This window comes from Hymenobacter persicinus, from assembly GCF_004167665.1.
Taxonomy (GTDB): Bacteria; Bacteroidota; Bacteroidia; order Cytophagales; family Hymenobacteraceae; genus Hymenobacter; species Hymenobacter persicinus.
This window is the reverse complement of sequence record NZ_SEWE01000056.1, coordinates 1-26,240: the sequence shown is the minus strand read 5'-3', so window position 1 is coordinate 26,240 and position 26,240 is coordinate 1. Positions and strand designations below refer to the sequence as shown.

Genomic DNA, 26,240 nt, shown 5'->3' with positions numbered 1-26,240 from the left:
TGAATAATCTGGTGGGCTGGCTGGTGTTTGCCCTGGCCACCCTCACTTACCTGCTGACCTTGGAGCCGACGGCCTCGTTCTGGGACTGCGGCGAGTTCATTGCCTGCTCCTACAAGCTGCTGGTGCCCCACCCGCCCGGCGCGCCCACCTTCCTGCTGCTGGGCCGCCTGTTCTCGCTCTTCGCCTTCGGCGACGTGACCAAGGTCTCGGTGCTGATCAACACGCTCTCGGCCCTGAGCAGCTCCTTTACCGTGCTGTTTCTGTTCTGGACCATCACCATGCTGGCCAAAAAGCTCGTGCTGCACCGCCCCGGCCTGCCGAACGACCGCCTCGCCGAGCCCACCGGCGGGCAGACCGCGCTGATTCTGGGCGCGGGCGCGGTCGGGGCCCTGGCCTTCGCCTTCTCCGACTCGTTCTGGTTTAATGCCGTTGAGGCCGAGGTCTACGCCATGTCGGCCCTGTGCACCTCGGTAGTCGTGTGGATCATGCTCAAGTGGGAAAACCGCGCCGACGAGCCCGACTCGGACAAGTGGCTGCTCTTGATTGCGCTGGTCATCGGCCTGAGCATCGGCGTGCACTTGCTCAACCTGCTGGCCATTCCGGCCCTGGGCTTTATCTACTACTACCGCCGCCACGCCAATCCCACGCTGGCCGGCGGCATCCTGACGCTGGTCATCAGCAGCGTGATTGTGGGCCTGATTCTGGCCGGCATCATCCCGGGCCTGCCCACGCTGGCCGGGGCCTTCGAGGTGTTCTTCGTCAACTCCATCGGGCTGCCCTTCAACTTCGGGCTGGTGATTTTCCTGGTCGTGTTCGTGGGCCTGATCTGGTTTGGGTTTCGCACCTCGTTTCGCACCCACAACCGGCTGCTGAACACGGCCCTGCTCTGCTTCGTGTTCATTCTGATTGGCTACTCCTCCTACCTGATTGTCCCGATTCGCAGCTCCTACCACCCCACCATCAACGAAAACGACCCGGAGGATATCCTCTCGTTTGTGAGCTACCTGAAGCGGGAGCAGTACGGCGACCGGCCATTGCTCTACGGCCCGCAGTTCAACGCCGAGCCCATCGACCAAAAGGAAGGCGCGCCCCGCTACGTGCGTAAGGGCGACAAGTACGTGGTGGCGGAGCGCAAGCTCGAAACCATCTACCGCGACGAGGACAAGATGCTGCTGCCCCGCATCTACAGCCCCGACCCGAGCCACATCTACAACTACAAGAAGTGGGTGGACATTCAGGAAGGCGTGAAGCCCACGATGGGCCAGAACCTGGGCTTTCTGACCAAGTACCAGATTGGCCACATGTACTGGCGCTACTTCCTCTGGAACTACGTGGGCCGCGAAAGTGATATCCAGCAGGCCGGCGTTATCTGGCCCTGGGACGGCGGCAAGGCCGGCCTGCCCGAGCGTATTGCCGACAGCCCGGCTCGCAACAACTTCTACGCTATTCCGCTGATTCTGGGCCTGCTGGGTTTGTTCTACCAGGCTCGCCGCGACGGGCGCAACGCCTTCGTGGTCGGCTTGCTGTTCGTTTTCACCGGCCTGGCCATCGTCATTTACCTCAACCAGCCGCCCATTGAGCCCCGGGAGCGGGACTATACCTTCACTGGCGGCACCTACGCCTTTGCCATCTGGATTGGTCTGGGTGTGCTTGGTTTGGCCGACCTGCTCAAGGCCGTGCTGAAAGCCGACGGCGCCCGCGCCATTGCCGCCACGCTGCTGGGCCTGCTGGCGCCGGGCCTGATGGCCGCCCAGGGCTGGGACGACCACGACCGGTCGGACCGCTACAACTCCGTGGATTCGGCCAAAAACCTGCTCAACAGCTGCGCTCCGAACGCCATTCTGTTTACCAACGGCGACAACGACACCTTCCCGCTCTGGTACGCCCAGGAAGTAGAGGGCATCCGCACCGACGTGCGCGTGGCCGTGCTTAGCTACCTCAATACCGACTGGTACATCAACCAGATGAAGCGCGACTCCTACAAATCGGCGCCGCTGCCGATTTCGATGAGCCCCGAGGACTACGCCCAGGGCACCAACGACTACCTGCCCTACGTAGAAAACCCGGCCGTGCAGGACGTCAACCTGAAGGAGTTTATCCAGCTCGTGGACCAAAACAGCCCCCTGCTGCAGGTGCAAACCCAGAGCGGCCGTTCCATGCTGTCTTTCCCGACCCGCAAATTCTTCCTGCCCGTGGATACCACGGCCGTGGAAAGTCTGGGTATCATTCCGAAAGACCGCCGCAAGCAAGTGGTGAGCCGCATGGAGTGGGACATGGGCAAGGGGGCCATTGAGAAGAAGAACCTGGTGATTTTGGATATGCTGGCCACCAACAACTGGAAGCGCCCGATCTACTTCTCGACCACTGTCAACTCCGACGACTACATGAACCTGCAGCCGTACTTCCAGCTCGAAGGCCTGGCGTACCGCATCCTGCCGGCCCGCGCCCCGAACTACAACCCGCGCAGCCAGGACGACGGCTACGTGGCCAAGGACATCATGTTTGAGAACATGATGCACAAGTTTGCCTACCGCAACCTGGACCGCGCCGACATTTTCTACGACGAAAACAACCTGCGCTTCCCCAGCAATTACCGCCGGCAGTTTTCCCGCCTCACCGACGCCTACCTCGCCGAGGGCGACAAGGCCAAGGCCAAGCAGATCCTGGACAAGGCTTTCACCGTGATGCCCGACAAGTCCATCATGTACGATTACTCCAGCGCCCAGCTTGTGGTGCCGCTGGTGCAGGTTGGCGAAAAAGCCCGCGCCAACGAGATGATGGACACGATGACCAACCGCGCCCAGCAGACCCTGGCCTACTACAGCACCCGCAACAGCGCCCTGTTTGATATGGAAGTGCAGTCGAGTCTGATTTCGCTCCAGAGCGTGTACCGTGCCGCCGAGCAGGTCGGCGACCAGGCCCGGGCCAAGAAAGCCTACGATCTGCTCAACCAGTACTATCCGCGCCAGTAGTTTGCCAAACCGAATTCTGTAAGCTGCCAACAGCCGCCCCGCCCGGGGCGGCTGTTGTTTTTTGCTCTCGGGCCAACGCGTTGTATCCCCCAGCGGGTCCGGTTACGTTCAAGACCCAAACTCTCTGCTTACTTCGCCTTCGTGCTGCTACCTTTTCCCCGCTTACTTCGGCTGTTGCCCCTCGTGCTGCTTACCGGCCTGCTGCTGGGCGGGCCCGCCGCCGTGGCCCAGCGCCGCGACTTTGCCGGACAGTACAACACCCGACGGCGCGTGCAAGTTGATACGCGCCGCGAAGCCGACAGCCTGCACTTCTACCTGCGCTTTCCCGACGGCAGCGTGCTGCGCCAGCACCATCCGCTGCGGGTGGCGGCCTGGCTGAGCTACGACGCCAAACGGCCGCTCTGGCAAGACACCGTGCGCCAGCTCAGCCGCCGCATCCGCCCCGCGGGGTCCGCGTCGTGGGTGGAATTCTCGCTGCCCGCGGCCCGCCTGCAGGCCGGGCAGGTGCTGAGCTTCACCTGCGGGCCCGCCGACGAGGCGAATTCCGGCGAAGGAGCCTGGCTGTTGCTTACGGCTGCCCGGCTGAGCCGCCCGTTTGTGCTCACCGATTCGGCGGGGGAACCTCTTCTGCGCCGGTTTGCGCGCCGTGCCGAGCCCGTACTCGTGGACTGCTACGGGCCCGAGCAGCCGGTGGTGGCCAAGCTGTACCCGACGGCTGGTTTTGCCGCGGCCCTGCCCCCGATGAGTAACCCCGCCGCGCAGCCGGCTGCCCCGCGCACCCTGGGTTTGCTCGACTCGCTGTTTTTTCGGGCCGGGCAGCCGTTGCGTCTCCAACGGCCCGGGCTGTACGCGCTGCGCATTCGCCCCGGCGGGCCGCCCCTGGCCCTGCTGGTCGAAAACGAGGATTTCCCCGAGCTCAAAACGGCCGACGACCTGATTCGGCCGCTGCTGTACCTGACCACCGCTACCGAGCGGGATAGGCTCTACAACGCCTCCAATCCCAAGCAGGCCGTCGATAATTTCTGGCTCGACGTGGCCCGGGACAATCAGCCCATGGCCCGCCAGCTGATCCGGACTTATTACGGGCGGGTGGCGGAGGCCAATGCGCTTTTTTCGGCCCACAAGGCCGGCTGGATGACCGACCGTGGGCTGCTCTACATCGTGCTGGGGCCGCCAGAATCGGTGTACCGGACGACGGCGGAGGAGCGCTGGGTGTACCGCGGCACCACCTCGGGCACGACCACGTACACGTTCCGACCCAAACCGAGTACCTTTGCCCCCGAACACTATGAACTGGTGCGCCGGCCGGAGTACGAAATGCTTTGGTATGCCGCCGTCGAGCAATGGAGAAAAGGACTGACCGCCCCGACCGGCCGCTAAAGGAGCGCCGCACGTATTTCGATTCTGAAAACCGCCCCGTGCCCCGCGACCGGGACCGGGAGGAGCGCGCCCCTGCGCCCCGCGGAGAAGGCCGGGAAGGCCGCAGCGGCGGCGACAAGCCCCGCTACCAACACCGCCCCGCCCAAGACCGCAGCATCGACATGCTCTTTGGCCTGCGCCCGATTCAGGAAGCGCTGAATGCCTCGCGCACCCTGGAGAAAATCTACCTGCTGCGCGGCACCAAGAACAGCATGACCCAGGAAATCACGGAGCTGGCCAAGGCGGCCAACGTCCCGGTTTCGCTGGTGCCCATCGAGAAGCTCAACGACCTGACGCGCAAAAACCACCAGGGCGCCGTTGCCTTCGTGTCGCCCATCGACTACCAGCCCCTCGACAACATTCTGGCCGGCCTCTACGAGGAAGGTAAAACTCCCCTCCTGCTGCTGCTCGACCGGGTAACCGACGTGCGCAACTTCGGCTCCATTGCCCGCAATGCCGAGTGTATGGGCGTGCACGCCATCGTGGTGCCCAGCCGCGGCGCTGCCCAGATCAACGGCGACGCGTTGAAAACCTCGGCCGGGGCCCTGAACATCATTCCGGTGTGCCGGGAGCCCAACCTGAAGGAAACCATCAGCTTCCTGCAGCAGTCGGGTGTGACGGTGGTGGCCTGTACCGAGAAGGCCGACGCCAGCCTCGAAGCCGGCACCGTGGACCTGACCGGCCCCGTAGCCGTGCTCATGGGCAGCGAGGAAGACGGCATTTCGCCCGAGTACCTCAAGCTCGCCGACCACAAGCTGCGCATCCCGATGGCCGGCCAGATTGGCTCGCTGAACGTGTCGGTAGCCAGCGGCATCATGCTGTTTGAAGTGCTACGCCAGCGGCTCGTAAGCCATAAGTAGCTTTTTAAGAGTTAGCCAAGGCAGGCCCGCCGGAAAGTATTCCGGCGGGCCTGCCTTTTTTCGTTCCGACTTCCCCCTTCCAGCTTTCCGCCTGCAACTTTTTCCGGCCGGCCAGGCTCCTCCCCATACGCTCCGGCGTTCCGCTCTTCTTATTTCGCCGCTTTATTCCTGTTACCCCGTGAAAAAAACTACGCTTACCACCGCCCTGCTCGTCACTCTCACTGTGGCTGGTCAGGCCCAGGATCAGCCTCATAAGCTGGAGGTAGGCCTCGACGTGCTGACCTACACGCCCTTTCAAACGGGCTACAACAACTTCGCCAACACCCGCAACAACGACCGGGCCCATTGGCTTTCCGGCGGCTTTGTCCGCTACCACTTCGGCCAGTTGGGGCTGCGCGCCGGAGCTAACTACACCACCAGCACCGAAACCGTGGACGACAGCAACTGCGCCGACTGCCTGACGGGCAGTTCGAAAAGCAAGGAGCTGCGACTGAAAGTGGGCGGGCAGTACGCGCCGCTGGCTACCCTGCCGTGGCTATACGGGTTCGCCGACGTGTACTACCGCCGCTACACCTCCGGGGGCCACTTCACCGGGGGCTTCACCGGCCAACAGAACGCAACCATTGGCGTGACTTCCAACGGCGTGGGCCTTAATGCCGGAGTGGGCGCCACGCTCAAGCTCACCAACCACTTCTCCCTGAACCCCGAGGTGTATTACGACTGGCTGCGCGCCCGCAACTCCGAGGACTACTCGGACCCCACGCTGCGCAGCTACTCCCGTTCAAACAGCCGCACCAGCATCCACACCCCGGCGGCCCGCCTGAACCTTGTCTACGCCTTTTAGTCTGGCTGGCTGGTTTCTACCAAAAAAGGCCCGCTGCACTGTGCAGCGGGCCTTTTTTTTGGCGTCAGGGAATTCGGCTAGTTATAGCCCGTGCCTTTCTTCGACTTCACGTCGGCCACAAACTCCTTGACCCGCTGCTCCTCGGTGCGCTTGCAGATCAGTAGCACGTTGTCGTACTCGGCCACGATGTAGCCTTCCAGGCCCTGCACCACCACGAGGCGGTCGGCGGGGGTTTTGATAACGCACTCCCGGGTGTCGTAGAGCAGCGCGTCGCCGTCCACCACGTTGTTGTCGGCGTCGTGGTGGCCCATGCGGTGCAGCGAGTCCCAGGTGCCCAGGTCGCTCCAGCCGAAGTCGGCGGGCAGCACGTACACGTTGTCGGCCTTTTCCATCACCCCGTAATCGATGCTGATGTTGCGGCAGCGGGTGTAAGCCTGGGTGATAAATTCGGCCTCGTCGGGAGTACCCAGCTGCTGGGCGCCTTCGTCAAACACCTCGGCAATGTCGCCCAGGTACTGGTGGAAGGCGTGAATGATGGCGTCGGCCCGCCACACAAACAGGCCCGAGTTCCAGAGGAAGTCCCCGCTGTCCAAGAACATCTTAGCCAGCTCCAGGTTCGGCTTTTCGGTGAAGGTTTTCACCTTTTTCAGGCCCTGGGGTACGCCGTTTTTATTCTCCTCGTCGATGTACTGAATGTAGCCGTAGCCAGTGTCCGGGCGCGAGGGATGAATGCCCAGCGTAATCAGGATTTCGTGGTGCCGGGCCGCGTCTACGGCCTGGGTGATGATGCGCTGAAACTCCCCTTCCCGCAGCACCGCGTGGTCGGCGGGCGTGACAATGATAACGGCCTGGGGGTCGCGCTGGGCAATGCGGTAGCTGGCGTAGGCAATGCAGGGGGCCGTGTTGCGGCCAATGGGCTCCCCCAGAATCTGGTCGGCGGGCAGGCTGGGCAGGTGCTGCTGCACCAGGTCGGTGTAGTCGCGGTTGGTAACGATGAACACGTTTTCGGGCGGACAGATGCCCTGAAACCGCTCCACGGTGAGCTGCAGCATCGAGCGGCCCACGCCCATCACGTCGTGAAACTGCTTCGGCAAGTGGGTGCGGCTGAACGGCCAGAAGCGGCTGCCAATGCCGCCCGCCATCACGACGAGGTAGGTGTTTTGTTCCATAAGAGGGAGAGCCGGGGTGGGGTGAGGTTTTTTTCCGGTCGGTAAAGCTTGCAATATCTGGGTTTGCGGCCGAAACCAGCACGGCCCGTTAGGCCGCGGCCAAATATGTACAATTATCTCATCAAATCATTATACTAATCCTTCCCGTAGCAAATCGTGCAAGTGAATGAAGCCGCTGAACTGGCCTTCTTCGGTCACAACGAGTTGGGTGATGTTGCGGCTCTGCATGCGCACGAGGGCCTCGGCGGCGAAGTCGTCCACGTCGATACTCATGGGCTGGGGCGTCATGATGTCGCGGGCCCGCACGTCTTCGAGCCGGGTGAAGTTGGTGAGCATGCGGCGCAGGTCGCCGTCGGTGATGATGCCCAGCAACTGCTCCCCGCTCGTGCTGAGTACGGCCGTCGCTCCGAGGCGCTTGCCCGAAATTTCAAGGATGATGTCCTTGAGCGGGGCGTCTTCGCGCACCTGGGGCGTCTGGTTTTGCCGGCTCAGGTCCCCGACTTTCAGGTACAGCTTCTTGCCCAGCGTGCCGCCGGGATGCAGGCGGGCAAAGTCGGCGGAAGTGAATTCCCGGGATTCGAGCAGGCACACGGCTAACGCGTCGCCCAGGGCCAGCGCGGCGGTGGTGCTGGTAGTGGGCGCCAGGTTGTGGGGGCAGGCCTCACGCGTGACGGGTGCGTGCAGCACGTAGTCGGCCTGCACTCCTAAGTAAGAGTCGGCATTGCTGACCAGCGCGGCCAGGGGCACTCCCTTGCGCTTGAGCAAGGGCACGAGCACCTTGATTTCGGGCGTGTCGCCGCTTTTGCTGATGGCAATGACAAAATCTTCCGGCTGAATCATACCCAGGTCGCCGTGAATGGCGTCGGCGGCGTGCATAAACAGGGCTGGCGTCCCCGTGGAGTTTAGCGTGGCCACCATTTTGCCGGCAATGTGGGCACTCTTGCCGATTCCAGTAACCACCACCCGACCCCGTAATGAGAGTATGGCGGCTACGCATTGTGCAAAATCCGGCGTTTGGGCAATGGCGTCAGCCACGCCCCGAACGGCGTCTGCTTCTTCGAGAAGCACTTTTTTTGCAATTGAGATGGTGTCGTTCTGCGGTTTCAATCTAAATTTGTATAGATTGAGTAGCTAACCCCGAAGGGCCAGTGCTCAATTCTGCAACCCAATAGAGCAAGTGAGAATGTCGATGCCAGCCGTAAAACAAGCCGTCCTGCAAGAGGCTGATCTGAAGGGCAAGTTAAAGGAAGTTTTTGGGTACGGGCAGTTCCGGGGCACCCAGGAGGCCATCATTCAGAACGTCATCGAGGGCCACAACACCTTCGTGATTATGCCCACGGGGGCCGGTAAGTCGTTGTGCTACCAGCTGCCCGCATTGATCCTGCCCGGCACGGCCATCGTCATTTCCCCGCTCATCGCCCTGATGAAAAATCAGGTCGACCAGCTCAACGCCTTCGGCGTGAATGCCCAGTTTCTAAACTCGACGCTGAGCAAGTCGGAAATCAACCGGGTGAAGAAGGACGTCATCAGCGGGGAGGTGAAGCTGCTCTACGTGGCCCCCGAAAGCCTGACCAAGGACGAGACCATCGACTTTCTGCAGAAAGCCACGATTTCGTTTGTCGCCATCGACGAGGCCCACTGCATTTCGGAGTGGGGCCACGACTTCCGCCCCGAGTACCGGCGCATCCGCGGCATCATCGACAACATCGGCCAGGTGCCCATCATTGCCCTCACCGCCACGGCCACGCCCAAGGTCCAGCTCGACATCCAGAAAAACCTGCAGATGGACGACGCCTCGGTGTTCAAGACCTCGTTTAACCGCACCAACCTGTATTACGAAGTCCGGCCCAAGCACAACACCAAGAAGCAGCTGATTCAGTACGTGAAGCAGCACAAGGGCAAAGCTGGCATCGTGTACTGCCTGAGCCGGAAGAAGGTGGAGGAAATTGCCGAGCTGCTGCGCGTGAATGACGTGCGCGCCCTGCCCTACCACGCCGGCCTCGACCCGCACGTGCGTATGAACAACCAGGACGCTTTCCTCAACGAGGACTGCGACGTGATTGTGGCCACCATTGCCTTCGGCATGGGCATCGACAAGCCCGACGTGCGCTTCGTGATTCACTACGACACGCCCAAGAGCATCGAGGGCTACTACCAGGAAACCGGCCGCGGCGGCCGCGACGGCCTGGAAGGCAACTGCCTGATGTTCTACAGCTACGACGACATCGTCAAGCTCGAGAAGTTCAACAAGGACAAGCCCGTGACCGAGCGCGACAACGGCAAGCTCCTGCTCCAGGAAATGGCCAACTACGCCGACTCGGCCGTGTGCCGGCGCAAGCAGTTGCTGCACTATTTCGGCGAGCATTTCGAGAAGGACTGCGGCTTCTGCGACAACTGCAAGCACCCCAAGGAACGTTTCGAAGGCCGCGACGAAGTGCTTATGTCCTTGAAAGCCGTTGTGCAGACTGAGGAGCGCTTTGGCCTCGACCACATCGGCACCGTGCTCATGGGCATGAACAACGCCCACGTGGAAAGCTACGGTCACAACGCCCTGCCGGTCTACGGCCTGGGCAAGGACCACGACGCGCAGTTCTGGCATTCGGTGCTGCGGCAGGTGCTGCTCAACGGCATGCTGGAGAAGGACATAGAAAATTTTGGCGTGGTGAAAATCACCCAGAAAGGACTTGACTTTATCGAGAATCCTCACTCTATTAAGCTCACCAAAGACCACAACTACGAGGAAGAGGTGAAAGAGGAACAGGAACAGGAGGAGGTTCAGCAGGCAGCCGGCCACGACGAGGCCCTGTTTGAGATGCTCAAGAGCCTGCGCAAAAAAATTGCGAAGGACAAGAACCTGCCGCCCTACGTGCTTTTTCAGGACCCGAGCCTGAAGGAAATGGCCACGACCTTCCCGACCAAGATGGACGACCTCGCCCACATTGGCGGCGTGGGCTCGGGCAAGGCCCAGAAATTCGGCCAGCCCTTCCTGGCCCTGATCCAGAAGTACGTGGAAGACAACGATATTATCACCGCGGCTGACGTAGTGGTGAAGTCGGCCGTCAACAAGTCGAAAATCAAGATCTATATCATCCAGCAAATCGATAAGAAGATGGACCTGGAGGAAATTGCCTCCTCCAAGGGCATCGACATGCGCGAGCTGATGGAGGAAATCGAGCACATCTGCTACTCCGGTACCAAGCTCAACCTCGACTATTACATCAACGGCGTGCTCGACGAGGACCGCCAGGAGGAAATCACCGACTACTTCCTGCAGGCCAGCACCGACAACATCGCCGTGGCCCTCAAGGAACTCGGCGCCGACGAGTACACTGAGGAAGACCTGCGCCTGATGCGCATCAAGTTTTTGAGCGAGTACGCCAACTAAAGGCCCGGCGCTTGCCTGGCAAAAAGCCACCTCCCGCGAGAGGTGGCTTTTTTGCTTTTCCACCCCAGCCGGAAAGCAGCCCGGCCGGCTAGTTGGTGTAGTTAGCATTGTCGCCGGAAAACGTACCTTCGAAACCAACCTTTTCTTTCCCTATGTCTTTTCACGCTACTTTCTCCGCCGGGCGCGTGGGTCTCACCATGCTCGTCAGCCTGTCGGCCATGCTGAGCGCCGCGGCCGCCGGCAACCCGCTCACGCCGGCCTTCAACCAGCCCATTGCCTTCGCCCAGGCCACCAAGGCCGACGTGCAGCAGGCCGCCACCACGATGATCACCGGCACCAAGGCCTCGTTGAAGTCCATCTATAACGTGCCGGCCGGTAAGCGCACCTTCACCAACACCATGGTGGCGCTCGACAACCTCTACAACGACATCGACCGGGTAGCGGGGCCCATCAGCATCCTGTTCAACGCCAGCCCCGACTCCAGCATCCGCAACCAGGCCCAGCGCAGCCTGGCCCAGATCGACAAGTACGGCAACGAATTGTCGCTCGACGAGCAGCTCTACCGGGCCGTGAAGGACTACTCCAAAACCAAGGAAGCCCAGGCCCTGACCGGCCCGCACAAGAAGTTTCTGACCGAAACGGTGGAGGAATACGAACGCAACGGCTTCGCCCTCACCGCCGACAAGCGCAAGGAGCTCCAGGCCCTCAACGACAAAATCAGTGACTTGAGCCTGGCCTTCGGGGCCAACATTGCCAAGGACCAAAGCTTTCTGCTGGTGAGTGAGGCCGACATGAAGGGCCTGCCCGAGGACTTCAAAAAGAGCCGCACCAAGGTCGGCGACGCCTACCGCATCGGCGTGGACGGGCCTTCCTATAGCACGTTTATGAAGTACGCCGAGTCGGAGGCCATGCGCAAGCAGCTCTACGTGCTGTATAACAACCGCGCTTCCGACACTAACCTGACCCTGCTCAAGCAGCTGCTCATCGAGCGGCAGAAGAAGGCCCAGCTGCTGGGCTACAAAACCTACGGCGCCTACCAGACCAGCTCGCGCATGGCCAAGAACCCGGAGGCCGTGTGGGCATTCGAAACCAAGCTCGTGGACCGCGTGAAGCAGAAAAGCCAGCAGGACCTGGACGAGCTGCTGACCGTGAAGCGCGCCTACCTCAAGGACCCGAGCGTGAAAACCATTGCGCCCTGGGAATCGGGCTTCTACGGCAACATCCTGATGCGCGACAAGTACCAGCTCGACCAGGAGAAGCTCAAGGAATACTTCGAGGTCAACCACGTGGTGGAAGGCCTGTTTAACACCACCCAGCAGCTGTTTGGGCTGAAGTTCAACGAAGTGAAGGGCGCCTCGGTGTGGCATAAGGATGCCCGCCTGTTTGAGGTCCAGCGCGACGGCAAGCTCATTGGCCGCTTCTACCTCGACCTGTTCCCGCGCGAAAACAAGTACAGCCACGCGGCCTGCTTCGGCGTGCAGTCGGGCAAGGCGACGGCCAAGGGCTACCAGCTGCCCACGGCCGTGCTGCTGTGCAACTTCAACGCCCCCACCCCCGGCAAGCCGGCCCTGATGAACCACGGCCAGGTCGTGACCTTCTTCCATGAGTTTGGCCACGTGATGCACAACCTGGTCACGACGGCCGAGCTGGCCAGCCAGGCCGGCACCAGCGTGAAGCGCGACTTCGTGGAGGCGCCCTCCCAGATTCTGGAGAACTGGGCCTGGAACTACGACGCGCTGAAAACCTTCGCCAAGCACTACCAGACCGGCGAGGTGCTGCCCAAGGCCCTCTACGACAAGATGTGGGCCGCCCGCACCGTAGGCTCGGGCCTGGGCGCGTCCCAGCAGATTCTCTACGGCACACTCGATATGACCCTGCACGACAAGTTCGACCCGAACGGTACCGAAACGACCACTGAGGTGCTCAAGAAGCTGCAGAACCAGATTACGCCCTTCGCCTACCTCGACGGCACCAATATGCAGGCCGCCTTTGGCCACCTGACCGGCTACGGCGCGGGCTACTACGGCTACATGTGGTCGAAGGTGTACGCTGAGGACATGTTCTCGGTGTTTGAGAAAAACGGCGTGATGGACCAGAAAACCGGCCTGCGCTACCGTGACCTGGTGCTGGCCAAGGGCGGCACCGACGACGAGTACCAGCTGGTGAAAAGCTTCCTGGGCCGGGAGCCCAACCAGGAGGCCTTCTTCAAGTCGCTGGGACTGTAAAAACCCCGGCTTCCGTAAGGTAAAGCCCGCGTCGACGCTCAGCGTTGGCGCGGGCTTTTTGCGGGGCGCAATCGGGTTGCGGGCCCGGCATCGTATTTTCGCCGATTCCTTATTCCTCGCGTTTTTCCGGCCGGCCTGATGTCGCACACGATTCTTGGTATCAATTGCAGCGGATTTCACTCCTCGGCCTGCCTGCTGGGTCCCGATGGGCAGGTGCTGGCCGCCATTGCCGAAGAGCGCCTGAGCCGGATCAAGCAGGACAAGTCGTTTCCGCGCCGGGCCATTCAGTACTGCTGCGCGGCGGCGGGCCTCACGCTGGCCGACGTCACGGACGCGTTTATCGGCTGGAACCCGGCCTCCTACCTGCTCCAGCCCCGGCAAAATTTGGCCGACGCCTTCCAGGACCGCGGCAAGCTGGCCCAGCTCACCCTCAACGAGCTGGCGGCCCTGCACGGGAGCGTCGAGAGCATCGGCCAAACCCTACACGGGCCCGGGGGCGCCCCGTTGCGGCTGCACTACGTGAATCATCACCAGGCCCACCTGGCCAACGCCTGGCTGCAATCCGGCTACGCGCAGGCAGATTTCTTTATTGCCGACGGCTTCGGGGAAACGTCGACGGGCCTCATGGGCACGGCCACCGCCACGGAGCTGCGGGAGCTGGCCGCCAACCGTACGCCCCACTCCCTGGGCTTGTTTTACGCCACCTTCACCGAGTTTCTGGGCTTCCGCCCCAACGGCGACGAGTGGAAAGTCATGGCCTTAGCCGCCCGCGGCAACTCGCAGCAGTATTATGACAAAATCCGGCCCCTGATTCAGGTAACCGGGCTGCACTACGAGCTGGACCTGCGCTACTTCGAGTTTTTCCTCTTTTTCACGCCCCATTACTACTCGGCCAAGCTGGTCGAGCTGCTCGGCCCGGCCGCCCAGCCCGGCGCGGAGCTCACCCAGCACTACTACGACATTGTGGCCGCCGTGCAGCGCGTAACTGAGGAAGTCGTGTTTGAGCTGCTGGGCAACCTGCACGCCCACACCGGCCAGACCCGCCTCGTGCTCGGCGGCGGCGTGCTGATGAACTCGGTGCTGAATGGCAAAATCACCCGGGCCACGCCCTACCGCGAAGTCTTCATCGGCGGCACTCCCGACGATACGGGCATCAGCGTAGGCAGCGCCCTCTACGGCCGGCAGTTCGTGCTGGGCCTCCCGCTAGTGGAAGCGCCGGCCAGCCGGCACAATTTCTTCGGCCGCGCGTATGCCGAGTCCGAGCTGGAAGCCGAGCTAAGCCGCCGCAAGGCGCCCTACGAGCGGCCGGCGGATATCGTCGCCGTCACCGCCGCGCTGCTGCGGGAGGGCCGCGTGGTGGGCTGGTTCCAGGGCGGCTCGGAGTTCGGCCAAAGGGCCCTGGGCCACCGCAGCATCCTGGCCGACCCCACCCGCGCCGACATCAAGGAGCGAGTCAACGCCAGTATCAAGTACCGGGAAGCGTTCCGGCCGTTTGCCCCGGCTGTACCCGAAGAGCGGCAACACGAGTTTTTCGACCTACCCGCCGGGGAAAGCGCCTATTTTATGGAGAAGGTGTTTGCCCTCCGGCCCGCCGCCCAGCCATTGCTGCCAGCCGTGACCCACGACGATGGCACCGGCCGCCTGCAAAGCGTGCGGGCCGCTGACAACGCCGAGTTTCACGCCCTGCTGCTGGCCTTCGAACGGCTCAGCGGCGTGCCCGTGCTGCTCAACACCTCCTTTAATCTGAACGGAATGCCCCTGGTTGAGTCGCCGGCCGACGCGCTGGACTGCTACTTCCAGTCGGGCCTCGATGCGCTGGTGCTGGGGCCGTTTCTGCTCCGCAAATGACCATACGCAAAAAGGCCACCCGAATGGGTGGCCTTTTTAGTACCGGGCAATTCGGCCGACGGCCGAGTTCCGACAATTAGCAGTACTCCTCGAAGGCGCCCTGCAGGTTGTCGACGATGCGCATCAGGTCGTTGCCTTCGATGTGGTGGCGCTCAATGACGTGCACCAGCTCGCCGTCCTTGAACAGCGCGATGCTCGGCGAAGAGGGCGGGTAGGGCAGCATGTGCTGGCGGGCCTGGGCGACGGCGTCGGTTTCCATGCCGGCAAACACGGTGACGAGCTTAGCGGGCTTCTTCTCGGAGCTCGACACGGCCAGCTTCAGGGCCGGACGGGCTTTGGCGGCGGCGCAGCCGCACACCGAGTTGACGGCCAGCAGCACGGTGCCGCTCTGGGCGTTGAGCACCGAGTCAACGGCTTCGGGGGTCATGAGCTGCTCAAAACCGGCGTCCGTGAGGTCTTGCCGGATGGGAGCTACCATGTATTCGGGGTAAGTGGCCATTAGCGTAAGTGGCTGAAAGGTAGAAAATCAAGTTGGGGCCCGGAGGCGAAGCAAAAATACGCAAACTCCGGCGCTTGCCCCTGCCTAACCAAAATTGTCGCCATCTGGTTTGCCGCCGGCTGGCTTTGTATTTGCTAGAGGCCCCCGTTTGCCCGGTTCGGCCGGGCTACCGCAACCATCCATCATTAATAAAATACCAATGATGTATAAATTTCCGGCACTGCTGCGGCATTTCGGTAAATAAAATTACATTTATCCCGTCTAAGCTCAATGAGTTGTTGCTATGCTAAAAACCCTAACTCTGACTGCGGCATTTGGCCTGACGGTGGCGGCGGCCCAGGCCCAGGTTGATACTGTGCGGGCCAGTACCCTGCCCCCGGCCCAGCAGGCCGAGAAGCTCTACAACAGCGGCGTGGCCAAGTACAACAGCAAAAGCTACCGCGCGGCCCTGCTCGACTTCGACAAAGCCCTGACCCTGCGGCCCGACTTTGCCAAGGCCTACTACAACCGCGCTACCACCCGCTACGAGCTCAAGGACTACCAGCCCGCCGTGGAGGACTACAACCAGGCCATCCGCCTGGACCCCGCGGGCTTCACGTCCTACTTCGGGCGCGCCCAGGCCAGGGAAGCCCTTGGGCAAACGGCCGAAGCGGAGCTCGACTACGGCAAGGTCACGGAAGTCAAGCCCGACTACGCCCCGGCCTGGTACTACCGCGGGGCGCTGCGCTTCGAAAAGGCCGACTACGCCGCGGCTAAGGCCGACTTCGACGCGGCCGTGAAAGCCGACCCCACCTACGCTTACGCCTACCACGACCGGGCCAGCGCCGAGCGGAAGCTTAATCAGTTTCCCGCCGCCGTCCAGGATTATACCAAGGCCCTGAGCCTGCAACCCGACCTGCTCCCGGCCCTGCTGAACCGGGCTGCCGCCCGCCGCCGCGCCGGTGACCTGAAAGGCGCCCTGGCCGACTACAACGCGTATCTGGACAAGAAAACCGACAACCCCACGGCCTACACCAACCGCGGCGCCGCCCGCTACGAGGCCGCCGACTACAAGGGCGCCGTGGCAGACTTCACCCAGGCCATCCAGCTCAACGACCAGTACGCCTTTGCCTGGAACAACCGCGCCGCCGCTAACCTCAAGCTCGAGGATTACAAAAGCGCCGCGGCCGACGCCACCAAGGCCATTGCGCTGAATCCGCAGTACGCCGAGGCTTACCTCAACCGCGGCCACGCCCGCGAAATGCTCCGCGACGACCAGGCCTGTCAGGATTGGCGCAAGGCGGCCGAGTTGGGCCTGGAAATTGGCACCAGCTACGCCGCGGCTTCGGGCTGCGGCCCGGAATAACACCTAAGTTTTAGCGCGGCCTCTACCCTATTCCCTCCCTTCTACGCTGTATCGATGCAAACTTTTCTACGCATCCTTTTCCTGCTGGGCGCCATGCTGTGGGCCATTTTCTCCAATGCCCAGAGCGTGGAGTTCAGCAAGGACCGGTTTGGCTCCGACAAAGACGGCCTGAAAGAGGCGCTGCGCGAAATCAAGGAGGGCGACAGTTGGTACGACTCCGACCCGCCCCGCTACGAGCAGGCTCTGCCCCACTACCTGGCGGCCCAGAAGTTCAACCCCGACAACGCCCGCCTCAACCTGCGCATCGGCAACTCCTACCTGCACTCCGGCTTCAAGCCCCGGGCCCTGGCTTATTTGCAGAAAGCTGTTCAGCTCAACCCCGACGTTGACCCTTACATTCACTATTATCTGGGTCGGGGCCTGCAGCTGAACGCCAAGTGGGCCGAGGCCATTGCCGAGTACAAAGCCTCTATTCCGGCCGCCAACGGTAAGAATGCCCCGGCTCAGATTGCCGCCATCCAGCGTAAGATTACGGAGTGCGAAAACGGCCGCCAGCTCATGGCCAAGCCCGTGCGGGTCTTCATCGACAATGCCGGGCCCGCCATCAACTCGCCCTACCCCGAGTACGGCCCCGTTATTTCGGCCGATGAGTCGGTGATTCTGTTTACCTCCCGCCGCGACAATTCCACCGGCCAGCAGCGCGACCCCGAAACCGGCGGCTTTTTCGAAGATATCTACCAAAGCACCCGCGGCGCCAACGGGCAGTGGACTGCGGCCCGCAACCTCGGCGCGCCAGTCAACACCGACGGCCACGACGCCACCGTGGGCCTGGCTCCCGACGGGCAGCGCATGCTGGTGTATTCGGAAGACAATGGCGGCGACCTAGAGGAAGCCGACCTGCGCGGGGCGGCCTGGCGCAAGCCCCAGAAAATGGGTGGCCGCATCAACACGAGCAAATACCACGAGTCATCGGCGGCCTACACGCCCGACGGCCGTAATCTGTACTTCGTGAGCGACAAGGCCGGCGGAATCGGCAACCGCGACATTTACAAGATTGAAATCGAGGGCCGCGGCCCGGCCGTGAACCTGGGGCCAACCATCAACACGCCCTACGGAGAGGAAGGAGTGTTTCTGCACCCCGACGGCAAAACCATGTATTTCTCCTCGGAAGGCCACAACTCCATGGGCGGCTACGACATCTTTAAGTCGGTGTTCGAAAACGGGAAGTGGAGCACGCCCGAAAACCTGGGCTGGCCCATCAATACCCCCGACGACGACGTGTTTTTCGTGATTTCCGCCTCGGGCCGCCACGGCTACTACTCCTCCTTCCGCGACGATGGCCTGGGTTCCAAGGATATCTACCAGATTACATTCTTGGGCGCCGAAAAGCAGCCTTTGCTCAGCCAGGAAGACCAACTGCTGGCCTCCCGCATTCAGCCGGTGAAGGAAACCCTGCTGGCTCCGCCCGTCGCCATTGCTACCGCCCAGGTGACCATCCTAAAGGGCGTCGTGACCGACGAAGCCAGCAAGCAGCCCCTGGAAGCCACCATCGACGTGGTCGACAACTCCCGCAACGAGCTGATTGCCTCGTTTCGGTCCAATGCTCAGTCGGGCCGCTACCTGGTGTCCTTGCCCTCGGGCGTCAATTACGGCATCGTGGTACGGCAGGAAGGCTACCTGTTTCACTCCGAAAACTTCGACTTGCCGACCGGCGCAGCTTACTCGGAAGTCGTGAAAGATATTGCCCTTAAAAAGCTCGATGTGGGCGTGAAGGTGGTGCTCAACAACATCTTCTTCGACTTCGATAAGGCCACCCTGCGCAAGGAAAGCACCGCCGAGTTGGAGCGCCTGCAGAAATTGATGGTCGAAACCCCGGCCCTGCGCCTGGAAATTTCGGGCCACACCGACAACGTGGGCAAGGCCGAGTACAACAAGGACCTCAGTCAGCGCCGGGCCAAGGCCGTGGTCGACTACCTCGTGGCCAAGGGCATCGACAAAGCCCGGCTGACCTTTGCCGGCTACGGCGACACTCAGCCCGTGGCGCCTAACACCACCAAAGGCGGCCGCCAGCTTAACCGGCGCACTGAGTTCAAAGTAACCGGCAAGTAGCCCGTTCCGCAGCTGTAAGCCCCATTTCTACCAGCCTGGCCCTCTGAGTCCGCCTCAACCGGCGGACTCTTTTTTGCCAGCTAATAGGCCGGCCGAAGGCTCGATTTGGCCTTTTTTGAGCATGTTTTCATTTATCCAATCCAGTCCCTGAATTGGCGTCAGCATGGTAATTAGCTAGTCTCACCTTTGCATACTACCAGATAATTCCTTTGCCACAGTACTTATCGGGTAAAAAATTGCTTTATTTGCACGCCAGCTCTTCCATTGGCGTTGTTCCATACTCTCTTCCAGCATGAAAAAAGTCTGCGTTCTTCTCTTCCTGGCAGCCAGCCTCGGCACTTCGGTTCACTCCATGGCTCAGCAGGGCCCTGACCTGCGCACGCAGGCCACCGAAGCCACCCGCAAACTCGCCCAGCAGATTTCTCTCGATGATGCCCGCTCCATTCAGGTGCGCCGCTTCACCTACGAACGTTTGGTCCAGGAAGCTGAAGTCACGCGCATGTACGCCGACGACCCGGCTATGCTCCAGAACAAGATGCGGGTGGTAGGTGAAGAATATGCCGAGAAGCTCAAAGGCGTGCTTTCCGACGCCCAGTTTCAGCGCTACGCCACCCTGAACGCAGCCGTAGCTCCCACCACCGCCTCCGCGCCCGCTCAGCACTAGTCTGGTTTAATCCACCCGGTTGCGGGCAGCTTTTTCGGCGGCAATATCCTGCGCGGCATTTGCCCGCAGGATATCCAGCGTCAGCTGCCACAGGGCCTCGTAGGGGATAATTTCGATTTCGGCGTACGCCTCCCCCGGCTGCGGGGCCTCCCGCAGGTGGTTGAGCAGGGGCTGGGCCTTCTTTTCGCACGCCTGCGGATTGAAGTTTTCCTTCACCGTCAGCACCAGCAGCCGGAAAAACAGCTGACTGCGCACTGTGGCGGCATCGCGCAGGTGGCGCCGCTCGTATTTGCGCAGCCCTTCCAGGCGCGACAACAGCCCTTCCACGTCTTGGTGGCGCAGGTAGTGCAGAAACTGCAGAATCAAAATGGCCACGTTATAGCCTTGTTTGTCGCGGCTGTAATCGGGCAGGGTTTGTACAAACTGGTTGAAGTGCCGCAGCCGTAGGGGCGAAACCTCGGGCTGCACAAAGTGAATATAGGCCCTAAACAAGTCCCACCGCTGCCGGGCCGCCACCCGCTGCTTGCGGAAATACGGGTTTTTGTGAGCCAACTCCAGCAGGTTATGCGCCTGCCCGTACTGCCCGGCGTGCAAGGCCAGCAGCACGTAGTTTTCCAGGAAGAAAAACCAGTTGCCCGACGAGGGGTGGAAGTCCTTGAAATATTCCTCCGCCAAAGCCAGCCCCTTCACCGGCTGCTTGCTGCGCAGGTGGGCGTAGGCATTCATGTAGTTGTTGAAGCGCTTGTCAAACCGCTTGCGGTTAAGCTTACCCTGGGCCGCCTGCTTGGCCGTGGCCGTAGTCAGGCGAATAATTTCCTCGTAGTTGCCCGTCAGTTCCTGCTGGGTTAGCTTAATCAGGTACAGGTAGTTGAAGGTCGTGAAGCTCTGCGCCTTCTGGTGCAGCTGCTCCAGCTGTGCCTGATAGGCCGGAATCTGGTTGAGCAGCGTCCGCCGCGTGCGTACCGTGTGCGCCAGAGCCAGCTTGCTGCTGCCGTAGATCTGTCCCGCCTCGTCTTCCCATACCAACTGCTGCTGCGACTTAATCAGCTGCTTGCTCATGGCCTTGTAGCGGGCCGGCTGGCGCAGGTCGGCGTAGAGCGTGCACAATAGGCGGGCCGCCATTACTGCGTATTGCGTAAATTCCCCATCCAGCGCCTGGCGCAGGCATTTACGCAGCAGCTGCTCGGCCAGCGAATACTCCCCTTCCCCGTACAGCACGCTCACCTGATGATACAGGCCAATACACTGCAGCTCGTACCGCCGTGACACCAGATGGCGCGGGTCGGCTTGGTCGAGAAAGTACAGATGATTCAGCAGCTTTTGCTGCACCCGCGACTTAAGTTTTCGAAATGAAATCTGGCTTTGCGCGTTCGTCTTGCCGTATAGTCCCTTGGTTAGCTGGAGTTGCGTTATGTCGGGCTCAGCCTCTAGGAGTTGAATTAATCGGTAGTCCTTGTGCTTGGTAGCATGCGCCGAAAAGTCAAATAGCGGGGCTTCCTTCAGACGTCTGTCTGTCACAATTTTCGCCAGATTACTTAGTTTATCCATAGTAAACAGGTGTTTTTTGCCCTTATACTGCTATTGACGCTCAAATAAAGCGAATAATAGCATGTCACAAAAAAACAGTTTGTTTCCTTTATTCTTACCTTGGTTTGCTCACACCTTTGCACGGGGTGAATTGTGCGCTGACCACGCAGCTTTTGTCACAATTAACTCTTTGCTGCATCAATTCTGGCACTACAAAGTACTCCGTCCAGCGAACTGAGGAATGCTTTTTCACCATCACAATAAGTAATGTTATATTATAAATTTTAATAGTTCAAGTCACTTTTGCAGCATCTCTTTCCTTTCCGAAAGCGGTGTTGGCGCTCAACTTTGTGTCATTCAATCACCTGAACCATCAAACAACAGACACCATGTTAGAGCTCATCGCCATTGCCCTGCTGCAACTTTCCAGCCTGACCACCGACGTTGCTCCCGTAACTAATGATGCTGCTTCGGATACTACGCCTATCGTTACGACTCCTCCTGCTGAATCGGGCCATGGTGGCTGGGGTGGCGGTATGATCTAAGACGGCCGCTCAGTGGGCAGGCGCATGTCCCGACAGAAACTTGGCTAACTTGCCTAGCTCCTTCTTCTGTACGGCTCCTTTCCATGAAGCGACTTTTTTTGAGCATTGGCTGCCTGTTCACGCTGGCAGCCTGTTCAACCCCTGCCTCTACCGCTGACGAAACCGTCCGAATCCGCTGGTCCCGCGACCCGGAAAATCTGGATCCGCTGGTTTTACCCAACCCCAACGCGTACGAAGCAATCAACCTGCTGCACTGCAGTTTGCTGACGGTTGACTACACCCAGAAGAAATTTGTACCCTGGCTGGCGCAGGCCATGCCGCGCGTGCAGCAGCAGGACTCCCTGCTGCTGGTCACCTACCAGCTTCGGCCGGAGGCGACCTGGGACAACGGCCAACCCGTGCTAGCCCAGGATGTTGCCTTTACGTTGAAGGTGATGAACTGTCCGGGCCTGCCTAACGAGGCCGCCCGGGCGCAGTATGGCTTTATCGAAGCTATTCGGCTCGACTCCCTCGACCAGCGCCGCTTTACACTCGTGTTGCGCGGCAGAGCCCAGGAATTAGTCCAGTCATCCGGCGACTATCCAATTTTACCCGAGTATAAGCTCGACCCCCAGGGACAGCTGCGGCCCGTTGCGCTGGCGGCTCTGCGCGCTGATACGGCCCGCACCAATCCCCGCCGCAGCCCCGCCGTGCTTGCGTTTGCCGAACGCTACGAAGCGGCCCACTTGAATCAGCATCCGGAAAATCTGCCCGGCTGCGGTCCTTACACGCTCAAGGAGTGGCAGCCCAGCCGCTACTTGTTGTTGCAGCGCAAAAAAACGTGGTGGGCAGACCGGGTGAAGAACCCCGCCCCCCAGCTCGTGGCCAATCCGACTGCCATTAGTTACGAGATAATTCCGGACGATGCCACCGCCCTGCTGGCTTTGCGGCGCGGTGATATTGGCGTTTACCCCATGGTGCCCGCCCGGGATTTTATCCAGCTTCGGCAGGACAAGGCGGCTCACAACTTACGCTTTTACACTGCCGATTCGTACGATATGATAACGGCGGGCTTTAACACTCGTCGCTCAGTGCTCCGCGACGCGGCCACCCGCCAGGCCCTTAGCTACCTCTTCGACATTCCCGGCCTGATCCAAGCCAGTCAGCAAGGCATGGCGTATCCAAGCGTGAGCCTGGTTAATCCCCAGGCCACAGCCATCTACAACGATAGTCTGCCGCTGCTGAAGCCCGATTCGCGTCAGGCAGCGTCCTTGTTAAGTAATGCCGGCTGGCGCCGGGACAAACAGGGCTGGGGCCGACAAGTGGGCAACGGGCCGGCCCAACGCCTGGAGCTCACCTTCAGCTACCGCACCGGCGACGCGGCCTACGAGGCCATTGTGCTGCAGTTCCGAACAGCCGCCGCTCAGCTTGGCATTCCGGTGCGCCCGCAGCCCCTAGAGGCTTCGCTCTTTACGAAGCAACTGCGGGCCGGGGAAACCGATATGTTTCTGCAACTGCTCAGCGGCAATCCGTTTGCGTACAATTTCGCGCCCATTCTGCATTCCCAGAGTCTGGGGTGGGGCAACTTCACCGGGTTTGGCACCGCGGCCAGTGACCAGCTGATTGAGGCTATTGCAACCGAAGCCGATGCGTCGCGCCAAGCCCGTATGCTGCGTAAGTTTCAGCGCCTGCTGCGCCAGGAAAGCCCCATGGTCGTGCTGTTCTTTTTGCAGTACCGCCTGGCGGCTGCCAGCAACCTGACCAATCTGCACGCCACGGGAATCCGGCCCGGCTACGAGGCCGCCGCCATCCGCACCCGGCCAGTCAGCCCGCTTCAACCGTAGAAAATGGGGCGTTTTCTGCTGCATCGGCTGCTGCGCCTGCTCCCGGCCACCTGGGCCATTCTGTCCATCATTTTTTTACTGAGCCGCTCCTTCTCTCAGCAGCAACTGGCCACCGGACGGCTGGCCGACGTTTCTTCGACTGCGCACTCTGCCTCCGGAGCGCAGCGCGAGTTGGCGGAGCGCCAGCTGCGCGCCAGACTCGGGTTGGCCGAGCCCTTGTTCTACTTTTCGGCGGCTCCCCGGGCTACTGCCGGCTTGGCAGCGCGGTGGCAATGGAACGGAACGACCAATCAGTACCACCGTTGGCTAAGGCAGCTGAGCCGCGCTGAACTGGGTTTTTCCTTCCGTGACGAGCAGCCCGTGACGGCGCTGTTGCAACGCTCCCTCGGCTACACCCTGCCCCTGACGGCCGGGGCCGCCGCCTGCACAATCGGGCTGGCGTGGCTGGCGGCGCCCTACCTGGGCTGGCCCCGGCGCCGGCGTAGCGCACTGCTTTCGGCGCTTTATCTGCTCGATGCCCTGCCGCTTTTCGTGGTGGCGCTGCTGCTGCTGCTGCTGCTGGCTAATCCGGATATGCTGGCTTGGTTTCCAGCCTACGGACTCGGCCGGGAAGACCCGGCGGCGTCGGGGCTGGCTCAGCTTCAGTTTCGGCTTTATTACCTGGCCTTGCCCATCCTTGCCCTGACGTTAGTCAGCTTACCGGCGCTGATTGTGCAGCTGGATGCGGCCTTGCGCCAGGAATTGCGGGCCGACTACGTGGTGACGGCCCGGGCCAAAGGGCTGCCAGAAGCCTTGGTGATGCGGCGGCACGCGTTGCGTAATGCCCTGTTGCCGGCTTTAACGCTGCTCACCGAACTGCTGCCGGGCCTGGTGGCGGGTTCCGTGGTGGTTGAGCTGGTGTACTCGTTGCCCGGCATGGGCCGCCGGCTGGCCGAGGCGGCCGCTGCCCACGACTACCCCGTACTACTCGGAGGCGTGCTGCTGATTGCGCTGGTCCGGCTCGTGGCCCAGGTCCTGGCCGACGTGCTGTATTTTCTGACCGACCCCCGCATCCGTCTGTCCCAATGAAGTCGCGCGCACGCTTTTCAACTCTGCGAAGGTGGCTGGCTCTGTTGTGGCTCGCCGGACTCCTGGTGGCGGCCGGGCTGGCTCCGGTGCTGCCCCTGCCCTACGCCCCCGACGCGCCGGATTTACACGCCATTGCAGTAACTCCCCTGACGGGGCAACACTGGCTCGGCACCGATCCGCTGGGCCGGGACGTGCTGGCGCAGCTGCTTTTCGGGGCCCGAACGGCCGTTTTAGTGAGTCTACCCGCTGCGGCCTTAGCAACTTTGCTAGGCACCATTCTGGGCAGTGCGGCCGGATTCTGGAGCAACGATAACATCCGGATTCCGGCGGTGTACGGCCTGGCAGCTTTGGGAGTAGTAGCTTTTAGCTTCGTATTTCAGCTATCCTCCGGCACGTCCATTCTGCTGTTGGGCATCATAGCGGCGGGGCTGAGCTTGGGAGCGGCGAGGCTGCACCGGGCCGGGTATCGGCAAGTTGTGGCGCTGCCCGTGGACCGGGCAGTGCTGGGGCTAGGCGCTTTGGTGGCCTCCGTCCCATTGCTAATTCTGGCCCTAACGCTGGCAGCCCTACTACAACCTTCGCCGGCCGGGCTGCTGGCCGTACTAGTGGCGACGTACTGGCCCGGCCCGGCTCGGCTGGTTCGGGCGGAGGTGCTGCGCATTCGGGCCTTGCCTTACATTGAGGCCGGGCGCAGCCTAGGGCTGCCGGACGGGCGGCTGCTTTACCGTCACATTCTACCCAATTGCTGGCACACCATCAGCGCCACTTTCCCCATCAGCGTCGCCACCCTGATTGGATTGGAAACCACGCTTTCTTTTCTGGGAGTGGGCTTACCACCCGAAACGGCCAGTTGGGGGCGCCTTCTCGCTTCGGCCCGCTTGGCCCCCACCGCCTGGTGGCTTATTCTGAGTCCCGCGTTGGCCATTCTTCTGACGACCCTTGCCCTGCGACAATTATCGAATACTGTAAGCAGAAATCCGCAATAACTTCCGTCACAAACAAACTATAATTGTCCTGAAATTGGCTACTCTATCAATTGCAGCTAGGTAAGAGAGGCCGCCAAAAACCTTCTCTATTTAGCCATAACTACATATCAGGCGAATATAGGAATCGAGCCGGCTAGCAACATGTTAAATATTTGATGGATTTTCTATCAAATCAGCATGTCACAATTTGCGCAAAACCGTCCTTTACACCGGCTGCTGCACCGCTTAATATTGTCATAAGAAACGGCTACCCACATGGACAGCACGTCTTGAAAAGCTGCTTTGGCAGCTGAATGGCATGAACTCTTTTTCAATCACCCGGCGACCTGGCTTCCTTCTGCAGTGCTTTCTGCTAGAAGTAGCTACCCGCCACGCAGTGGCGCTCGGCACCATGGGCTTTCAGATGATTGACGGAGAGTGGGTATCCTACGCGGCGGGGCAAGCGGCTCTGCAAAGTGGGACTGCCGTATTAGTGGGCGGGTTACTCGTAGGAGTGGTTCCGCCCGAGAATACCATTTAAATAAAGAGAATTGGTTTTGCGGCTGCAGTTGCTCGTAGCCCCAAAACATTAAAGGTTGTTGCAATAGGTGTGTGAAAAACCGCTGGTTCTGCTGGCGGTTTTTTTGCGTCTATACATTTTTTGCCCCGCCTTCGGCCTGCTGCGCCAACAGGGCAATGCCCTGCCTAAACGAGTGCGGCCGGTAGCCGAGCTGTTGCTGGGCCTTGGTGATGATAAAGCCAGTGCGGGCGGGGCGCCGGGCGGGCTGGGTAAACGTGCTAGCGTCGACTCTCTGGATAAGGCCTTGGTCCAAGTTGAAATACTCGGCTACCTGCCGGGCCATCTGGTAGGGCGTGAGTAGCTCACTGCTGCTGATGTGGTAGATGCCAGAAGCCTCGTGTGCGGCCACGAGCCAGCAGCCTTGGGCAAGGTCTTCGGCCAGGGTGGGCGTGC

At 61.1% G+C, this 26,240-nt stretch carries 19 protein-coding genes; 14 read left to right on the top strand and 5 right to left on the bottom strand.

The features are described 5' to 3' along the window. The 4 genes from EWM57_RS18660 to EWM57_RS18645 form a co-directional block, all read left to right on the top strand. The coding region (locus EWM57_RS18660) for a protein O-mannosyl-transferase family (RefSeq protein WP_242510142.1) at positions 1-2,972 on the top strand (2,972 nt) is incomplete at its 5' end. A 141-nt stretch (positions 2,973-3,113) separates the two neighbouring features. After that, a complete protein-coding gene (locus tag EWM57_RS18655; protein ID WP_129922825.1) occupies positions 3,114-4,352 on the top strand; it encodes a GWxTD domain-containing protein in 1,239 nt (412 codons plus the stop codon). After that, the gene (gene rlmB, locus EWM57_RS18650) at positions 4,316-5,251 is read left to right on the top strand and encodes a 23S rRNA (guanosine(2251)-2'-O)-methyltransferase RlmB (RefSeq protein ID WP_129922824.1); all 936 of its coding nucleotides are present in this window, start codon (positions 4,316-4,318) and stop codon (positions 5,249-5,251) included. Before EWM57_RS18655 ends, rlmB begins: the two co-directional genes overlap by 37 nt. 178 nt (positions 5,252-5,429) lie before the next feature. Beyond that, the gene (locus EWM57_RS18645; protein ID WP_165370574.1) at positions 5,430-6,095 is read left to right on the top strand and encodes an outer membrane beta-barrel protein; all 666 of its coding nucleotides are present in this window, start codon (positions 5,430-5,432) and stop codon (positions 6,093-6,095) included. A 77-nt stretch (positions 6,096-6,172) separates the two neighbouring features. On the opposite strand, the gene EWM57_RS18640 is transcribed toward EWM57_RS18645, so the two are convergent. Further along, a complete protein-coding gene (locus EWM57_RS18640) occupies positions 6,173-7,264 on the bottom strand; it encodes a mannose-1-phosphate guanylyltransferase (RefSeq protein ID WP_129922822.1) in 1,092 nt (363 codons plus the stop codon). Between the two features lie 129 nt (positions 7,265-7,393). Further along, the gene (locus tag EWM57_RS18635; protein WP_129922821.1) at positions 7,394-8,371 is read right to left on the bottom strand and encodes a KpsF/GutQ family sugar-phosphate isomerase; all 978 of its coding nucleotides are present in this window, start codon (positions 8,369-8,371) and stop codon (positions 7,394-7,396) included. An 82-nt stretch (positions 8,372-8,453) separates the two neighbouring features. On the opposite strand from EWM57_RS18635, the gene recQ reads away from it, so the two are divergent. From recQ to EWM57_RS18620, 3 genes are all read left to right on the top strand, one after another. Continuing rightward, positions 8,454-10,649 carry a DNA helicase RecQ gene (recQ, locus tag EWM57_RS18630; RefSeq protein ID WP_129922820.1) on the top strand — a complete coding sequence of 732 codons (2,196 nt, stop codon included), beginning with the start codon at positions 8,454-8,456 and terminating at the stop codon, positions 10,647-10,649. Positions 10,650-10,801: 152 nt separating this feature from the next. Beyond that, positions 10,802-12,874, top strand: a complete 2,073-nt coding sequence (locus EWM57_RS18625; protein ID WP_129922819.1) for a M3 family metallopeptidase — start codon at positions 10,802-10,804, stop codon at positions 12,872-12,874. A gap of 138 nt (positions 12,875-13,012) precedes the next feature. After that, complete coding sequence (locus EWM57_RS18620; RefSeq protein WP_129922818.1) at positions 13,013-14,722, top strand: carbamoyltransferase family protein; 1,710 nt, start codon at positions 13,013-13,015, stop codon at positions 14,720-14,722. A gap of 76 nt (positions 14,723-14,798) precedes the next feature. On the opposite strand, the gene EWM57_RS18615 is transcribed toward EWM57_RS18620, so the two are convergent. Continuing rightward, entirely contained in the window at positions 14,799-15,221 is a 423-nt protein-coding gene (locus tag EWM57_RS18615) for a BrxA/BrxB family bacilliredoxin (RefSeq protein WP_129922817.1), read from the bottom strand. A gap of 283 nt (positions 15,222-15,504) precedes the next feature. Here EWM57_RS18615 and EWM57_RS18610 point away from each other — a divergent pair, with 283 nt between their 5' ends. The 3 genes from EWM57_RS18610 to EWM57_RS18600 all read left to right on the top strand — a co-directional run bounded on the left by EWM57_RS18610 (position 15,505) and on the right by EWM57_RS18600 (position 19,339). Beyond that, positions 15,505-16,566: a tetratricopeptide repeat protein gene (locus tag EWM57_RS18610; protein WP_129922816.1), complete on the top strand. Its 1,062-nt coding sequence runs from the start codon at positions 15,505-15,507 to the stop codon at positions 16,564-16,566. 54 nt (positions 16,567-16,620) lie between these two features. Then, positions 16,621-18,675: an OmpA family protein gene (locus tag EWM57_RS18605; protein WP_129922815.1), complete on the top strand. Its 2,055-nt coding sequence runs from the start codon at positions 16,621-16,623 to the stop codon at positions 18,673-18,675. A gap of 292 nt (positions 18,676-18,967) precedes the next feature. Then, positions 18,968-19,339: a hypothetical protein gene (locus EWM57_RS18600; protein ID WP_129922814.1), complete on the top strand. Its 372-nt coding sequence runs from the start codon at positions 18,968-18,970 to the stop codon at positions 19,337-19,339. Between the two features lie 6 nt (positions 19,340-19,345). On the opposite strand, the gene EWM57_RS18595 is transcribed toward EWM57_RS18600, so the two are convergent. After that, positions 19,346-20,857, bottom strand: a complete 1,512-nt coding sequence (locus EWM57_RS18595) for a hypothetical protein (protein WP_129922813.1) — start codon at positions 20,855-20,857, stop codon at positions 19,346-19,348. A 344-nt stretch (positions 20,858-21,201) separates the two neighbouring features. On the opposite strand from EWM57_RS18595, the gene EWM57_RS18590 reads away from it, so the two are divergent. The 4 genes from EWM57_RS18590 to EWM57_RS18575 all read left to right on the top strand — a co-directional run bounded on the left by EWM57_RS18590 (position 21,202) and on the right by EWM57_RS18575 (position 25,288). Further along, the gene (locus EWM57_RS18590; protein WP_129922812.1) at positions 21,202-21,411 is read left to right on the top strand and encodes a hypothetical protein; all 210 of its coding nucleotides are present in this window, start codon (positions 21,202-21,204) and stop codon (positions 21,409-21,411) included. Positions 21,412-21,494: 83 nt separating this feature from the next. Continuing rightward, positions 21,495-23,234 (top strand): ABC transporter substrate-binding protein, encoded by a 1,740-nt coding sequence (locus EWM57_RS18585; RefSeq protein ID WP_129922811.1) that lies wholly within the window; start codon positions 21,495-21,497, stop codon positions 23,232-23,234. Positions 23,235-23,237: 3 nt separating this feature from the next. Continuing rightward, the gene (locus EWM57_RS18580) at positions 23,238-24,302 is read left to right on the top strand and encodes an ABC transporter permease (protein ID WP_129922810.1); all 1,065 of its coding nucleotides are present in this window, start codon (positions 23,238-23,240) and stop codon (positions 24,300-24,302) included. Between the two features lie 44 nt (positions 24,303-24,346). Then, entirely contained in the window at positions 24,347-25,288 is a 942-nt protein-coding gene (locus EWM57_RS18575; RefSeq protein WP_165370573.1) for an ABC transporter permease, read from the top strand. 629 nt (positions 25,289-25,917) lie between these two features. On the opposite strand, the gene EWM57_RS18570 is transcribed toward EWM57_RS18575, so the two are convergent. After that, positions 25,918-26,240: sugar nucleotide-binding protein (locus tag EWM57_RS18570; protein ID WP_165370572.1), on the bottom strand; the 323-nt coding region annotated here is incomplete at its 5' end.

Coding starts and splice junctions, on each gene's coding strand:
- rlmB (WP_129922824.1), top strand. CDS start 4,316: ATGGAGAAAAGGACTGACCGCCCCGACCGGCCGCTAAAGGAGCGCCGC.
- EWM57_RS18640 (WP_129922822.1), bottom strand. CDS start 7,264: ATGGAACAAAACACCTACCTCGTCGTGATGGCGGGCGGCATTGGCAGC.
- recQ (WP_129922820.1), top strand. CDS start 8,454: ATGCCAGCCGTAAAACAAGCCGTCCTGCAAGAGGCTGATCTGAAGGGC.
- EWM57_RS18625 (WP_129922819.1), top strand. CDS start 10,802: ATGTCTTTTCACGCTACTTTCTCCGCCGGGCGCGTGGGTCTCACCATG.
- EWM57_RS18620 (WP_129922818.1), top strand. CDS start 13,013: ATGTCGCACACGATTCTTGGTATCAATTGCAGCGGATTTCACTCCTCG.
- EWM57_RS18615 (WP_129922817.1), bottom strand. CDS start 15,221: ATGGCCACTTACCCCGAATACATGGTAGCTCCCATCCGGCAAGACCTC.
- EWM57_RS18610 (WP_129922816.1), top strand. CDS start 15,505: ATGCTAAAAACCCTAACTCTGACTGCGGCATTTGGCCTGACGGTGGCG.
- EWM57_RS18605 (WP_129922815.1), top strand. CDS start 16,621: ATGCAAACTTTTCTACGCATCCTTTTCCTGCTGGGCGCCATGCTGTGG.
- EWM57_RS18600 (WP_129922814.1), top strand. CDS start 18,968: ATGAAAAAAGTCTGCGTTCTTCTCTTCCTGGCAGCCAGCCTCGGCACT.
- EWM57_RS18585 (WP_129922811.1), top strand. CDS start 21,495: ATGAAGCGACTTTTTTTGAGCATTGGCTGCCTGTTCACGCTGGCAGCC.
- EWM57_RS18580 (WP_129922810.1), top strand. CDS start 23,238: ATGGGGCGTTTTCTGCTGCATCGGCTGCTGCGCCTGCTCCCGGCCACC.